At 72.2% G+C, this 14,336-nt stretch carries 11 protein-coding genes; 6 read left to right on the top strand and 5 right to left on the bottom strand.

Annotated features, from left to right (window positions below):
* Nucleotides 1-22 precede the first annotated feature (22 nt).
* Nucleotides 23-1,093: a hypothetical protein gene (locus tag JE024_RS08905; protein ID WP_205373066.1), complete on the top strand. Its 1,071-nt coding sequence runs from the start codon at nucleotides 23-25 to the stop codon at nucleotides 1,091-1,093.
* A 104-nt stretch (nucleotides 1,094-1,197) separates the two neighbouring features.
* Here the strand turns inward: JE024_RS08905 and JE024_RS08900 are convergent, their stop codons facing one another.
* Nucleotides 1,198-2,604: a glycosyl hydrolase gene (locus JE024_RS08900; RefSeq protein ID WP_244882716.1), complete on the bottom strand. Its 1,407-nt coding sequence runs from the start codon at nucleotides 2,602-2,604 to the stop codon at nucleotides 1,198-1,200.
* Between the two features lie 333 nt (nucleotides 2,605-2,937).
* Here JE024_RS08900 and JE024_RS08895 point away from each other — a divergent pair, with 333 nt between their 5' ends.
* The 3 genes from JE024_RS08895 (at nucleotide 2,938) to JE024_RS08885 (ending at nucleotide 7,313) form a co-directional block, all read left to right on the top strand.
* Complete coding sequence (locus tag JE024_RS08895; protein ID WP_244882715.1) at nucleotides 2,938-4,854, top strand: esterase/lipase family protein; 1,917 nt, start codon at nucleotides 2,938-2,940, stop codon at nucleotides 4,852-4,854.
* A gap of 3 nt (nucleotides 4,855-4,857) precedes the next feature.
* Nucleotides 4,858-6,147: a tetratricopeptide repeat protein gene (locus JE024_RS08890; RefSeq protein WP_205373065.1), complete on the top strand. Its 1,290-nt coding sequence runs from the start codon at nucleotides 4,858-4,860 to the stop codon at nucleotides 6,145-6,147.
* Between the two features lie 173 nt (nucleotides 6,148-6,320).
* On the top strand, nucleotides 6,321-7,313 hold the full coding sequence (locus tag JE024_RS08885) for a sporulation protein (RefSeq protein WP_205373064.1): 993 nt from the start codon (nucleotides 6,321-6,323) through the stop codon (nucleotides 7,311-7,313).
* A gap of 60 nt (nucleotides 7,314-7,373) precedes the next feature.
* Here the strand turns inward: JE024_RS08885 and JE024_RS08880 are convergent, their stop codons facing one another.
* A complete protein-coding gene (locus JE024_RS08880; protein ID WP_205373063.1) occupies nucleotides 7,374-7,562 on the bottom strand; it encodes a hypothetical protein in 189 nt (62 codons plus the stop codon).
* Between the two features lie 311 nt (nucleotides 7,563-7,873).
* On the opposite strand from JE024_RS08880, the gene JE024_RS41010 reads away from it, so the two are divergent.
* Together JE024_RS41010 and JE024_RS08870 are read left to right on the top strand one after the other, a co-directional pair.
* Nucleotides 7,874-8,059 carry a Scr1 family TA system antitoxin-like transcriptional regulator gene (locus JE024_RS41010; protein ID WP_244883150.1) on the top strand — a complete coding sequence of 62 codons (186 nt, stop codon included), beginning with the start codon at nucleotides 7,874-7,876 and terminating at the stop codon, nucleotides 8,057-8,059.
* Entirely contained in the window at nucleotides 8,056-8,433 is a 378-nt protein-coding gene (locus JE024_RS08870; RefSeq protein ID WP_244883149.1) for a hypothetical protein, read from the top strand. Before JE024_RS41010 ends, JE024_RS08870 begins: the two co-directional genes overlap by 4 nt.
* Before the next feature lie 197 nt (nucleotides 8,434-8,630).
* Here JE024_RS08870 and JE024_RS08865 read toward each other — a convergent pair whose 3' ends face one another.
* The 3 genes from JE024_RS08865 to JE024_RS08855 form a co-directional block, all read right to left on the bottom strand.
* Nucleotides 8,631-10,988 (bottom strand): AbfB domain-containing protein, encoded by a 2,358-nt coding sequence (locus JE024_RS08865; protein ID WP_205373062.1) that lies wholly within the window; start codon nucleotides 10,986-10,988, stop codon nucleotides 8,631-8,633.
* Nucleotides 10,989-11,272: 284 nt separating this feature from the next.
* Nucleotides 11,273-12,610, bottom strand: coding sequence for a glycoside hydrolase family 26 protein (locus JE024_RS08860; protein ID WP_244882714.1), 1,338 nt, complete (start codon nucleotides 12,608-12,610; stop codon nucleotides 11,273-11,275).
* Nucleotides 12,611-12,722: 112 nt separating this feature from the next.
* A complete protein-coding gene (locus JE024_RS08855) occupies nucleotides 12,723-14,333 on the bottom strand; it encodes a glycoside hydrolase family 26 protein (protein WP_205373061.1) in 1,611 nt (536 codons plus the stop codon).
* Nucleotides 14,334-14,336: the final 3 nt, after the last annotated feature.

Below are 14,336 nucleotides of genomic sequence, written 5' to 3'. Positions count from 1 at the left end.
CGTGGCGTGGCATCTTCCCGGCATGACCCGCACCACGCCGCCGCGCCCCGTCGACGCCGAGGCGCTCTTCCCCGCACTCGCCGCCCACCGCCGGACGGCGACCCGGCTGCACCCGCGCCCGGGTGCACCGGAGGCGGCGGAGAGCTCGGTCGCCGGACCGCTGCTGTGGCCGGCCGGTGAACCGTGGCCGGTCTGCACCGCGGTCCACCCGAAGGGCACCGGCCACCTCCTGTCCGACGTGCGCGAGCGGCGGCGCGTCCTCGCCGCGGCGCACGGCCGGGACCTCACCCCCGGGGAACACCGGCTCCTCGACGGGATGGCCCCCGGCCCGCACGCCCCGCACCTGGACGACGCCGACCCGCTGCCGCTCCTGGCGGTGGCCCAGCTCCGGACCCGCGACGTGCCGGACCTCGCCGGGCCCGGCGGCTGCGACCTGCTCCAGGTGTTCTGGTGCCCCTTCGAGGTGCACGGCCCGGACCGCACGATCGACGTGGTCCTGCGGTGGCGGCGTGCCGAGGACGTCGGCGCCGTCCTGGCACCGCAGCCCGAACCGCCGGTCGCCGGCCGCGCGGAGTGCGTCCCGACCCCTTGCGTCCTCCACCCGGAGCGGGTCGTGGAGCACGAGTACCTCGGCCTGCTGGGGGAGGACCTCCAGGAGGCGATCGCCGACTGGGAGGAGGGGCTGCTCGACGAGGACGACGACGATGACGGCGCCCCGTCCGGGGCGGGGTGGGCCACCTACGAGGAGTACGCGGCGGCCATGGAGGCCGCCCGCGCCGGGGAGCCGGACGAGATCGACTACATGAGCGACCTCTCCCTCGCCCCCGGCTGGAAGGTCGGCGGCTACGCCTCCTGGCACCTCACCGACCCGGCCCCCGTCGACTGCCCCCGCTGCGGGAAGACCATGCCGCCGCTGCTGACCGTCGGCACATGGGAGTGCGACGGCGCCTCGCGGAGCTGGGTCCCCGCCGAGGACAGCCCGGACGACCCGGCGGCCGTCGACCCCGTGGGGGTGTACCTCGGCCGGGGCCTCATGCGCGTCCACACCTGCCCGGACCACCCGGACGCGCCGCACCGGCTCACCTTCCAGTGAGCCGGTGCGGCGCCTCGGGGCGGCGTGCGGTGCGACGGGGCGCGGTGGTGTGCGGTGCGACGGGGCGCGGTGGGTGCGTCCGGACGCACCCACCGGGGCACCGCTCAGCCGGGCAGCGCCCAGCGCTGGTTCGCCCCGCCCGTGCAGTCCCAGATCTGGAGGCGGGTGCCGTCGGCGGAGGTGTTGCCGGTGACGTCGAGGCAGCGGCCCGACGCGGGGTTGCGCAGGGCGCCGGTGGAGGTGTCGTGGCGCCACTGCTGTGCGGCGGAGCCGTTGCAGTCCCAGAGCTGGACGGCCGTGCCGTTCGCCGTGGCGCCGCCGGCGATGTCCAGGCAGCGCCCGGAGTGCGGGTTGCGCACCGTGCCGTCGCCCGCCGCGGACCAGGTCTGGGCCACGCCCGGCGCGCAGCCGTAGAGCTGCACGACGGTGCCGTTGGCCGTGCCGGAGGCCCTGGCGTCCACGCACTTGCCGGCCAGGCCCGTGATGGGACCGGTGGAGGCGGCCGACGAGGGGGCGAACTCGCCCTGGTTCAGCACCCGGGGGTGGAAGTAGGCGGCCTGGATCTCGGCGTTGCTGTTGTTGCCGCGCAGATGCTCGGACCACATCATGAACCACGCCCACCGGGGCTGGGATTCCAGCAGCGCGGCGGTCGGCATCTTGCCCGTCTCCGCGAGGGCCATGGGCTTGGTCCCGGCGATGCTCCGCAGCTGCTGGTAATCGGCGGAACTGGGGTGGTTCTTGTACCAGACGTCGAGTGAGACGACATCCGCGTACCGGTCGCCCGGATAGTAATTCGACCAGCCGCCGGCCGGGTTGTCCTGCACGTTCCAGACCCAGATCAGATTGTCCAGTCCCCGGGTGCCGGCGAGATGGTCACGGGTGATCTGGAAAAGGCGCGCGCTGCCTCCTGGGCCGGGCCGGTTTCCCCACCAGTTCCAGGACTCGTTCATTTCGTGCAGCGGCCGGAAGAGCACGGGGATGCCCGCGTCCTTCAATTGCCGCAGATAGGGGACGGCCTCGTCGAGACGCTGCTTCCACGCGGCGTTCAGCGCCGTTCCGTCGGTGACGGTCTGGGTGAACTGCGCGTCCGTGATCCGCGACTTCACCCCGCCCTCGAAGGCGCAGCCGCTGCCGCCGGTCGGCGGGCAGACGTGCCAGGTGAGGCTGACCAGGGAGCCGTTGGCCCATTCCGTCTTCGCCTGGTCCACGACCCGCTGCCGGTTCGCCACGTCGGCGGGCGTGAACATCAGGTCGCCGCCCCACAGGCCCGGGTACTGGCCGGTGACGTCCTTGACCTGCTGGGTGTACTGGCCCGGCGCGGAGGCCGGTTCCTTGTTGTGCTGGCCCGAGATGATGTGATTCCCGGAAATGGAGCGCAGATGATTGAGGACGTTTTCCTTGGGGGTCGGCGGGAATGCCTGTGCGTTGTCACTCGCCGGCCAGGCGAGTAACGCCGCCGCCAGTGCGGTGGCGGCGGACGCGGAGAACAGGAGGTGCCGGATTCGGCGCATGGTGGATTCCGTCTTCCGTGGTCCGCTGGGAGGGGGAAGGGGATGTCTTCTTCCGGTGTGTCTTCCGGTTTCGATTCTTCCGGTGTCGAAGATGGGCCGCCCGCACTGTTCCCGTCAACGGTCGCGCTGGTTTGGCAACGACCCGGGCATATTCTTTGCCAAACCTATTCCTAAACTCTGCCGGAATTCCCGGTGTTTGGGGCGCTTGTGCGGTTCGTGTGCGGGGTGTCCGGGCGGCGGGCCGGAGGTCGGGCGGCTTGTGCGAACCGCGCACCCCGGGGAGCGGGACGGCCGTAGGCTCGGTGGAGTTGCGCCGAACCGGTGGAGGAGTGGATGGCCACGTCTGACCCGACGACCACGACCGAGGGGCGACTGGGGGTTGTCTTCGTCCACGGTTTCATGTCCGGACCCGGCGTCTGGTCCGCGATGACGGATCTCATCCGGCAGGATCCGGCTCTGCACTTCGTCACTCCGCTGCTGTTCCGCTACGCCTCGCCCAAGTTCAGGGTGCACCCGCTGCGCAGGGTTCCCACGCTGGAGGTGGTCGCCGACAAGCTGGCGGGCTTCGTCGAGGTGGATGCCGCGGACTTCAGCCGTCTGGCGCTGGTGACGCACAGCCAGGGAGGGCTGGTCGTGCAGCGCTACCTGCACCGCACGCTCGGTGACGCACGCGGGGAGTCCCTCGCCCGCATCGAGCGGATCGTCATGTACGCGTGCCCCAGCGCCGGTTCGGAACTCGCCCTGAGCCTGCGCAGAAGCGGGGTCCTCCGGTGGAACCCGCAGGAGACCCAATTGCGACCGCTGAACGCCGACGTCGGCGAAGCGCTGCGGACCGTCGTCAACCGCGTCGTCCACGCGAAGGAGGCCGGGCCGGCCTCGCGGCCCATTCCGATCACCGCCTTCGCGGGCGAGGAGGACGGAGTGGTGCGTCCCGCGTCGGCACACACCGTGTTTCCCGACCGGGGCGTGGTCGCCGGCGACCACAGCACACTGATCCGCCCCACGGACGCGGACGACGGCCGCTATCTGCGGCTGAGGGCCTGCCTTCTCGGTGCGCGCGGTGCCCACGGCCCCGCCGCCACGTCCGGCTCGGTTCCGCCGAGGGCGAGCGCCGCCGGTCCGCCCGGCGGCGCGCGGCCGTCCTCCGGTCCTGCTCCAGGGCACACCTCGCTGAGTGCGTGGGAGCGCCATGTGCTCATCGAGCCCGAGGAGCTGATCCACGTGGACGACGTCATCGGGCAGGTCACCGACGCGATCCGGGACGCCGGTGCCACAGCGGCCTCCGCCGTCGCCGTGTGGGGCGAGGGCGGACTCGGCAAGACCGCGATCACCCACGCGGCCGTGCGTCGCATCGCAGCCGGCGACGCGTTCACCCGCATCGTCTGGGCCTCGGCACGCAACGCACGGTTCTCCTCGGCGAACGCCACGGAGGCGTCCGTCAACGCCATGTACTGGCACGACCTGCTGCGCATCGTGGCCCGACAGCTCGACTGCGAACTACCGCCCGCCCAGGCGCTCTGGGAGAGCGAGCTGCGCACGCACGTCGAGCAGCGGCTCGGTGGGGACCGGGTGCTCGTCGTGGTCGACAACCTGGAGTACGTGGACGCCGCCGACGCCGTCATCGGACAGCTCCGCGCCCTCGGCTTCCGGCGCCCCCATCGCATCGTCGCGACGACCCGTCTCAAGTCGTCCGGTGACGAGTCGGGGGTGCGCAACATCGCGATCCATCCCCTCGGAGAACGCGAGTCCTACAACCTGGTGCGGCTGACCGCGCGGGACGGCGGCTCCGATCTCGCCGGCGCGCGCGACGAGGAACTGGGGTCCGTCTACGGGATCACCGAGGGCAATCCGTTCCTGATCAAGCTCATCACCCGGCGCTACGCCGTGGGCGGGCTGCCTCTGTACCGCGTGATCGAGGAGCTGCGCCAGGCCACGGCGGAACTCGGCGCCGCGGTCAAGGCGTGGCTGTTCGAGCAGTCGTTGGACGAACTTGCCCGCCGCTCCTCGCACGAGGAGGCCGTCAGACTGCTCTTCTCCTTCTGCGCGAACGGCCGGGGCGGCTCCATGACGTACGGGGAACTGCTGGCGGAGAGCTGCCGCCCGGACGACGCGGGCCGATTCGACTCCCTGGTGACATCCGCCTGCCGGCTCGGCCTGGTCCGCGCGTCCGGCCGTGACCGGCGCTACTCCGTCCACAGCCTTCTCTTCGACCACACCTGCCCGGGCGCCGGGTCGGCGGAGACGGTCTGACCCATGGCCGAACCCGCTGCCGGACTCGGCGCGTGGCGCCGGGCGCTGGAGGAGGAGGGGCGGGCGGTCTACCCCGGCCGGATCGCCGACGCCGTGGCCCATCCCGAGCGCTATACGGACCCGGACCGGTTCCCGAGGCTGGCGGCGCTCGTGAGCGGCGCGGTCCTGGTGCGCGGGGACCTGGCGCCGGAGACGACGCGTGAGCTGCTGGGGCTCGCCTTCGACGTCGTGCTCACCGTGGGGACGAGCAGCCGCTTCCGCGAGCACGAGGACTTCGGCAGGGGTGTCCTGGCGCTGATCGACGCCGTCGAAGAGGCCGGTGCACCCGTGTCGGGACTGCTGCTCTCGGCCGCGCGCTTCCACGCGCTCTTCGCCAACGGCGACCGGTTCCGGCGCGACCTCATCGTCCGTGCGGTGGCCGTGAGCCGCGACAGCGACGAGCGCGTCGCGGCGCTGCTCACCATGTCCCGCTCGCGGACCGACGTCAGCGACTACGAGGGGGCACGGGCCGCGCTCGACGAATGCGCCGGTCTGATGGAGACCCCGGGCGGGGCCCGTTGGGTCGCGGAGTACGAACACAGTCTCGGACTGACCTACTACTACGCCGATCCGCCGCGGGCGGCTCACCACTTCGAGCGGTCGGTCGCACTCGGGCGTGACCGGGCCGCGGCCGACGCCGCCGTTCGCCACGCCGTGGCGTCGTCGCTCCACTTCCTGGGCAGACACGCGGCGGAGCGCGGCGAGCACGGCCGGGCGCTGCGGCTCTACACCGAGGGGGAGGCGCTGTCGGACGGGCGGCTGACGGCACAGGGCTTCTTCCACCAGCGGGTGGCGGAGATCCTGGTGGCCCACGGCACGACGCGAGAGGCCCGGTACCACCTGACGCGCAGTCAGCAGACTTTCGAGCAGGCGGCGCAGCGCAGCAGCGCACTGGCCCTGCTGGGCGGTACGTGGGCCGAGTTCTACCTTCGCACCGGGGACGGCGGGCGGGCGCTCAGGGTGGTGTCCGACGCCGTCGAGCTGAGCCGTCGCGAGGAGGGCGGGGCCAGGATCGAGCTGGTGCTTCAGGCGAAGCGCCTGCGTGTCCTGATCAGGCTGCGCCGTCCGGCCGCCGCTGCCGCCCTGTTGTGCCGGGCGGCCCGTCTCTACCTCCGGACGGAAGTCGAACGTCGCCCGCTTCCCGCGCTCCGGCAGACACTGGTGGTCGCCCGGCAGGCCGTGCGGATGCTGAGGCCCTCCTCCGGGACAGCCGCGGCCCGCCCGCTGGACTGTCCCTGCGGCGCCGCTCACTGACGGCAGATCCGCCGCAGGCGCGGCGCCCGACGGCTGCCGGCCGCGGAGAGCGTCGGGTTTCGGCCGTTGTCCGGCCAAGTGGCGTGGGGTGCGCCGTGGTTGGCGGGCACCTGCCCCTATTCTTCTACAGTCATGTAGAGGTGGCACGGACGCACGAAGGAGTGAACGCCACGATGGTGTTCAAGCGACTGCTCGGAACGCTCGGTGTGGGCGGTCCCGAGGTGGACACGGTCCTCGATCCGGGCGCGGTGACGCCGGGCGGGAGCCTCACGGGAGAAGTGCATCTGAAGGGCGGGGACTCCGACTTCACGATCGAGCACATCACCCTGGAACTGGTCGCCCGCGTGGAGGCCGAGCACGAGGACGGCGAGTCCGAGGGCACGGTCGGTTTCGGCCGCTTCACCGTCGGTGGCAACTTCCGGCTCGCCGCCGGCGAACTGCGCCGGGTGCCGTTCGCCCTGGACCTGCCCTGGGAGACGCCCGTCACCGAGCTGTACGGCCAGGCCCTCGGCATCGTGCTCGGTGTCCGCACCGAACTGGGCGTCGCCGGCGCGAAGGACAGCGGCGACATCGACCAGGTCGCCGTCCGCCCGCTGCCCGTCCAGGAGGCGATCCTCGAAGCCTTCGGGCAACTCGGCTTCGGCTTCGCCTCGGCCGACCTCGAACTCGGCCACATCCGGGGCACGGGCCAGCAGCTCCCCTTCTACCAGGAGATCGAGATCGTCCCCTCGCCGCGCTACGCGGACCGGGTCGCCGAGATCGAGGTGACCTTCCTGGCCGGCCCCGCCGGTGTCGAGGTCGTCCTGGAGGCCGACAAGCGCGCCGGCTTCCACGGCGAGGGCCACGATGCCGTCACCCGCTTCACCGTCAGCCACCACGCGGGCGTCACCGACTGGAACACCGAGGTCGACTCCTGGGTGCGGCAGCTCGTGGAACGGGACACCGGACACGGCCACGGTTCGTACGAGCCGTACGCCCACGGCCACGGCTCCCATGACACCCACGGCCACGGCCACGGCCACGGCTCCGGCCCCGGCGTGGGCACCGCGGTCGCCGCGGGCGCGGCCGGACTCGCCGTCGGCGTCGTCGGCGGGATGGTCGCGGCCGAGGTCGTCGACGAGGTGGGGGACTTCTTCGAGGGCGACGAGGACGAGGACGAGGGCTGATCCTCGGGCGCCCATGACGCGGCCCGGGCCCGGCACGGTGTGCCGGGCCCGGGCCGCGAGTCACGCCGTGGACCGCGCGTGTGCTCGCTCGATCTCACGGCGCTCGGCTGCCGCCTCGGCCATCTCGGCTTCGGTCACCGCACCGTACTCGGACTCCCACCAGTCGACGGCCCGGCCGAGACGGTCCCTTTCGCTCTCGGACTCGGCCGGCTTCTCGGGGAGGGCGACGGCATCCCGCTCGGTTGTCATGCCGCTGACCGTACCGGCCCGGGTGCGAGCCCTGGTGCTCGAAGGAACGCGCCACCCCTACACCTCTCGGTTGTACCGAGCATCAGCAGTGGACCCGAAACGTCCGACACTCTCGCGGCGTTCGGGGCGGCGTTGAGGGTGTTTTCAGGGAGCGATCCCTTTCACACAGGAGCAGCTTGCCGACCGGCTGACCTACTCGGTCGCCTCGGTGGCGTCGATCGAGCAGGGGCGGCGGATGGCGAGCGCCCATTTCGTGGAGCGGGCGGAGGAGGCGCTGGGCGCCTTCGGGGTGCTGCGGGCCATCGCCTGTCATGTGGTTCGTCATCGACGAGTCGGTGCTGCTGCGGCACACCGGCGGCGAGGAGGTGGCGCGCGGGCAGCTCGACCGCCTGCTCGCCTGTGCGATGCGGGTGCTTCGGTGCTCGTGGTCCGCGGGAAGGTGTGCGAGCCGGCAGGCCGCACCCGCGGCCTCCAGCGTGAGATCGTCGTGTTCGTGATCGAGTCATGGGTGATCAACGACGACAGCCCTGCCCCCGTGTCGTCCGAGGCGGTGCTGGAGATTCTTCGGTCGAGGATCGACAGCGGTCGGCTGGAGACGTGGCTGTCCAGCTCGTCCGGACGGGCATTGGCCTTCGTGACGAATACCGAACGCGCGATGGTGATGCGGCTCGAAGGCGAGGGTGATCCCGGGGAGCACGCCGCGGACCCCGGTGCCCAGGGGGCGAGCGACGGGTTCGTCCTCTCCCACGGGCAGGACGACGAGTACCCGGACGAGGACACCGTCCCCCTCCGCGAGGCATTCAGGCTCGTGGAGCACATCGTCCGCGCGGGCTCATGGCCTGCGGACGCGCGGTGGGTGGTCGACCGCTGAGGTGGGTCATCCGTGTCCGCCTCGCGACACACGGATGGATGCCATGACGGTCTCGAAAGCCGGGGCCTCGCAGGGTTGCGTTCCCGGACCGCATCCACGGCCGACCGTTCCAACCGGGTATGCGCGCGGTACGGCGCGGGCCCGCGCGCTGAGCGCCCGCCCCGGGGCCGGTGCGGCTCCGGGGCGGGCGGGGGCGGTCAGGGGGACCAGGGGCTGTCCACCGACCAGGTGGTGTCCTCGCGGAAGCGGTCGTTCGTGTCGTAGGCGTGCGTACCGCCGGGGGTGGCGAGCCACACCTCGGAGGCGTAGTGGCGCAGGTACTGGTCCGGGAAGTTGTACGAGGCCAGGCGGACGCCGCCGGTGGCCGGGGCCGGGCACCAGGTGGCGTCGGCGCGGAAGAGGGCGCCGTCGCCGGCCTCCTTGTACACCCGGTACTCGCGGTGGCGCAGGTACTGGCCGGGGAAGTTGCGCGACTCGAAGGAGTAGCACGCGCCGTCCGCGAGGCCCGGGACGATCTTCCAGGTGGCGTCGGCCTTGAGCAGCGCGCTGCTGGAGGCGTTCACGACCTCGGTGAAGCCGAGGGCGTCCTGGTGACGCAGATAGCGGTCGGTGAAGCCGGGGGTGGTGACCCGCAGGGAGCGGTTGACGCCGGTGGGCAGGGCCGTCGGGGCCGCCGGGTTGCGGGAGGCGTTGATCAGGGCCTGGTTGGCGGCCCGGACGCGTGCCTCGTCGACCTTGACGACCTGGCGGTCGTAGGTGAGCAGGCCGTTCACCTCGTTCTCCACGTCGGTGATCTCGGTGTAGACGGACGCGGAGAGGCCCAGCGGCACCTGGGTCTCGCGCATGGCGTCGATCAGGCCGATGTAGCGGTCGTTGAGGTGGCCGAGGCTCTGCTGGTTCTCGTAGGAGAAGCCGCCGCCCGGGTACCACTCGTGCCCCGCGACGCGGAAGCCGAGCCCGCCGAACTCGCCGAGCACCGCCGCCCGGGTCGCGGACGGCCGGGTGACGCCCGGTCCCACGTAGACATGGTGGTCGACCACGTCGCCGTTGCCGCCGTCCACCGACCCGCAGCAGTTGACGCCGCTCATGTTGTTGACGAGGCGCGAGGGGTCGTACGCCTTGACCTCGTTGGCGATGCGGGCCTGGTCGTACTGGCCCCAGCCCTCGTTCTGGTTGACCCACATGACGACGGACGGGGAGCTGCGGTGCTGGTCGATGATGCGGTCGTACTCGGCCTCCCACTGGACCCGGGCGGCCGCGTCGGGGGTGCGCAGGTCCATGGAGGGCATGTCCTGCCACACCAGCAGGCCGAGCCGGTCCGCCCAGTAGAACCAGCGCTGCGGTTCGACCTTGATGTGCTTGCGGACCATGTTGAAGCCGAGGTCCTTGTGCTTCTGGAGGTCGTAGCGGAGCGCGTCGTCCGTCGGCGCGGTGTAGATGCCGTCGGGCCAGTACCCCTGGTCGAGGGTGCCGTTGTGGAAGACGGGCCGGCCGTTGAGGAGCAGTCGCTGCTTGCCGCCGACGCTGCCGACGGAGACCGAGCGCATACCGGTGTAGCTGCCGACGGTGTCGGCGACGGTGCCGCCGGAGACCAGTTCGGTGCGGACGTCGTAGAGGAACGGGTCCTCGGGCGTCCACAGCCGGGGGCCGGGGACCGGCACGGTGAACGCCGAGCCGACCGGGCCGGTGGCGCTGCCGACGACGGTGCCGCCGGTGGAGACGGTGACCCGGGCCTGGTGGCCGCTGACCCCGGCGCCGTGCACCGTGACCCGCAGGGTGCTGTTCCCGAGGTCGGGGACCATGTCGAGGCGGGTGACGCGGGCCGGCGCGGTGGGCTCCAGCCACACCGTCTGCCAGATGCCGGACGCGGCGGTGTAGAAGATGCCGCCGCCGGGCTGCGGGGTGGTCTCGCGGATGCGCTGCTTGCCGACCGCCTGGCCGCCGGTCTCGCTCGGGTCGAAGACGGAGACGACGATCGTGTTGGTCCCGCCGTTCAGCAGCGGGGTGATGTCGTAGGTGAAGGCGTCGTAGCCGCCGCTGTGGACGGCGCCCGCCTGCTGGCCGTTGACCCACACCGTCGTACGCCAGTCGCTGGCACCGAAGTTGAGCTGGACGCGCTTGCCGCTCCAGCCGGCCGGCACGGTGAAGGTGCGCTTGTACCAGAGCTTGTCGTTCTGGGTGATCTTCCGCTGGATGCCGGAGAGTGCCGACTCCGCGGGGAAGGGCACCCGGATCTGCTCGCCGAACGTCGCGGGCTGGCCGGCGTTCGCGCCGGTGACCGCGAAGTCCCAGATGCCGTTGAGGTTCAGCCAGTCCGCGCGGGTGAGCTGCGGGCGCGGGTACTCGTTCAGCGGCTTGTCGACGGGGACCTGGTTGGTCCAGGGGGTCGTCATCGGGGCGGGTTTGGGAGTCCACGCGGCCTCCGCCGCCTGGGAGGGGCCGCCCGACAGCAGCATGCCCGCGCACAGCGTGGCCGCCGTGCCGAGCGCCGTGGTCAGCCGGCGCCACCTCGGGGACTGCCGTCTGGGGTTCTGCGGGGGTAACGACGGACGCATCGGGGCTCCTTGGTCGGACGTGCGGGGGACCGCCGCCCGGGGCGGGCGGCGGTCGGGATGCTTTACATCGTTGGAGAGAGCTTTTACATCGTTGGACGGACGCTGTAAACCCATCCCGCACGAACCCGCCGGGCACCAGGGCGTGCGGCGGCGGGTCCGGCGGTGCGGGTCGTGCGGGATGGGCCGTGCGGCGGCGGTGCGGGTCGTGCGGGATGGGCCGTGCGGCGGCGGTGCGGGTCGCGCGCGATGGGCCGTGCGGCGGCGGGTCCGGTGACGGCGCGGGGTCAGCGGCAGCGCGCGGTGAAGCCGTTCGCCGCGAGCCCCTGGCAGAAGGACGCCTTGGCCGCGCCGTAGCGCGACAGCCGTCCGTCGACGAACCAGGTGGTGTCCGGGGCGAAGTCGAAGCTCCCGTCGTCGATCCCGTCCCAGCCGTAGCGGAAGTCCAGATCGATGTAGACCACCGAGCGGATCACCCCGCGCAGGTCGTGGGTGCCGGGCAGATTGGGGATCGGTCCCTGGTAGTTCAGCAGGGAGAACAGCCGGCGCACCCACAGGTCGCCGCGCTCCTGCTCCATGCCGTGGGTGGCGCCCGCGTCGGCGGTGAAGTTCATCATGCCCGCCTCGGACAGCACGACCGGCTTGCCGTGGTCCCTGGCGAACTTCACCAGCTTCAGGACGTTGGCGTCGTGGTCGAAGTTCCGCCAGACCGCCGCCGGGTTCCCGTGGGCGTCCGTGCCGATGTACGCGTTGCGGCACTGGCTCGCGGCGACGTCGTAGTTCTGCGGCGGGGTGCCGTTGTAGAGGTAGCCGCGTTCGTACATCGGCAGGCACAGCTCGTGCGCGAAGACCGAGACGCCCATCCAGTCGACCGCCGCGTCACCCGGGTACATGGCCTCGAACTCGCCGCGCACCGGGTGGAAGACGTACTCCAGGTTGCGGGCCGTGGAGCGGCTGTCGAGGTAGGACGCCAGCCGGTTGAACGCCCCCTTGTAGGAGGAGCAGCTCGCGTCGGTGCAGTGGTAGTGGCTGCTGACCTCGTAGTCGAGGCGGAGCTTGAAGCGGGCCCCCGGGTGGGCGTTGGTGAAGGTGAGCAGCCGGTCGAGCTGCGCGGTGTGGCCGCCTGCCGCGATCTCGGCGGTCACGGCACGGGAGCGGGCGGCCTTGGTGTTCTCGTCGCCCCCGGGGAAGCCGGGCGGGTTGTCCTTCCAGCTGATGCCGATCTGCACGGTCCTGTTCCGGGACGCGAGCAGCGTGGCGTAGTCGCGGTGGCCGGGGCCGACCCAGTCCCCGGAGCGCAGTTCGTAGTAGACGGACCCGCCGTCCGCGTTCTGCCCGAAGCTGTGGAAGTCGTCCCAGGCCGCCCGGGTGGACTGCCCGAGCAGCAGTTCGGGGGCGGCGGCAGCGGTGATGCCGGCGGTGGCTGTGGACGCGCGGGCGGCACCGGCGGGGGCGGGGGTGGTGGTGTGGGTGTCCGCGGGGGCCGCGGCGGGACGGGTCTGGGCGCCGGGGGAGGCCGCGGCGGTGGACGGCAGGCCGGCCGCGGCGCCGGTGATCAGCAGTGCGGCACCGACGGCGGTGGCGAGTCGGCGCAGGGCGGTGCCCGGTGGGCGGAGTGTCGGCACGGTGGCTCCTTCCCGCGCCTCGCGGCGCGGTGGGGGACGGTGGGGGAGAGCGGCGGGGGGGGGGGGGCCCCCCCCCCCCCCCCCCCCCGCCGTCCGGGGGGAGCCGGTCCCGTCAGGGAGCGGTCCAGGTGTGGCCGGGGGTGGTGATCTGGCTGGTCTGGGTGGTCGGCTGGTAGTTGAAGAAGTAGCTCAGCGTGGCGCCGGAGGGCACCGACACCGGCAGCTCCCACCGCCGGTCGGCGGCGTCACGGGTGAGGAAGTGGTTCTGCGGCGCGCCGCCGTTGATCCGGTACTGCACGGTGACGAAGGTCAGGTCGTAGCCCTTGGGCGCGAACCAGAGCGTGCCGCCCGAGACGCCGTGGGTGTACGTCGCGCCGTCCGGCGGGTCGGTGGGGCCGCCGGTCGGTGTCGGGGTGGGTGTGGGGGTGGGGGTGGGCGTCGGGTTCGGGCCGGGGCCGGAGGTCCCGGTGGACCACATCGGCTTCTTGATCTCGGCGACGAAGTTGGCCAGCACGGTGGGGTCCGCCTGGACGCGGGAGTCGCCCCAGTTGCCGTTGGCGCAGCCCGGGCCGCCGGCCTGGGCGCCGGGGGCGCACTGCCACTGGGTCTGCGCGTCCCAGTTCGTGTTGATGTACGCGGCGGACTTGATGACGTCCTGGTTGCGGCTCACCCAGTCGAAGTAGCCGGCGTGCCAGCCGTCCCAGATCGCCTGGCCGCTCGCGGCGCCCGGGTTGTTGCGGAAGATGCAGCTCCTGGTCTTCGCCCCGGTGCGTGATCCCTGCGGGGCGGCCTCGGAGACCATGGCGGGCTTGCCGTGGGCGCGGGCGAAGTCGAGGATCCGGTTCTGGAGTCCGACCGGGTCGGTGTCGTAGGAGCCGCAGCCCCACTGCGACTGCGCGGAGCGGGAGTTGTAGAACGACGAGAGGCCGACCCAGTCGACGTACCGGTCACCCGGGTACCAGTCGTCGAGGTGGCCGGGGTCGGTGACGATGTAGTTCCACTCGGGGTGGTCCGGGTGGGTGTTGACCGGCCACGCCGCGCTCTGCCAGACGGTGGCGACCCGGGTGGCGCCGAGGGCGTCGATCCGGCCCTTGATGTAGCGGAACGCCTCCTTGTAGAAGTCGGCGCTGTAGCAGTTCCACGGGCCGTCGAACTCGTAGCCGATCCGCAGCAGGACGTCCCGGTCGTAGCTCTTGAAGCGGTTGACCATCTCGTCGACCTTGGCCCGGTACTGCGTGATCAGGCTCGGGTTGCCCGCCGTCACGTCGGCGTCGTCGCGCCCGATGATCGCGCGCAGCGGCTGGTTGTTGCAGCCGGTGGTGGCGTCGGAGAGGTAGAGCCCGACAGCGACGGCGGCGCCCGGGTACTCGCCCAGGGTGCGGGCGAAGTCCACGGTGCCCGCGCCCCAGTTCGCCGGGCCGTTCATCCCGGCGAGCGGTGCGGGGGAGCCGCCGAGCACCAGGTTGGTGTAGAGGGTGACGCCGCCGGGGGCGGGGGCGCCGAGGGACGCGTTGCCGAGGACGGCGGTGCGGTAGTCGGACAGGGTGTCGCTGTCCTGGCCCATCACCAGCATGACCTTGCCGTCCGCGGGGACGCCGCGGCCGGCCGGTCCCGCCGCCTGCGCGGTGGAGGGGAGCGCGGTGAAGGACAGCAGCGCCGCCGCGGCCGATGCGGCGGCGACGAGTGCCCGTCGGAGCGGTCTGCGTGGTCGTGGGTACGGCATGGC

The sequence above is a fragment of the Streptomyces zhihengii genome, assembly GCF_016919245.1.
Classification (GTDB): Bacteria; Actinomycetota; Actinomycetes; order Streptomycetales; family Streptomycetaceae; genus Streptomyces; species Streptomyces zhihengii.
Note: the sequence above shows the minus strand (reverse complement) of the source record. Positions and strands in the feature narration are given on the sequence as shown.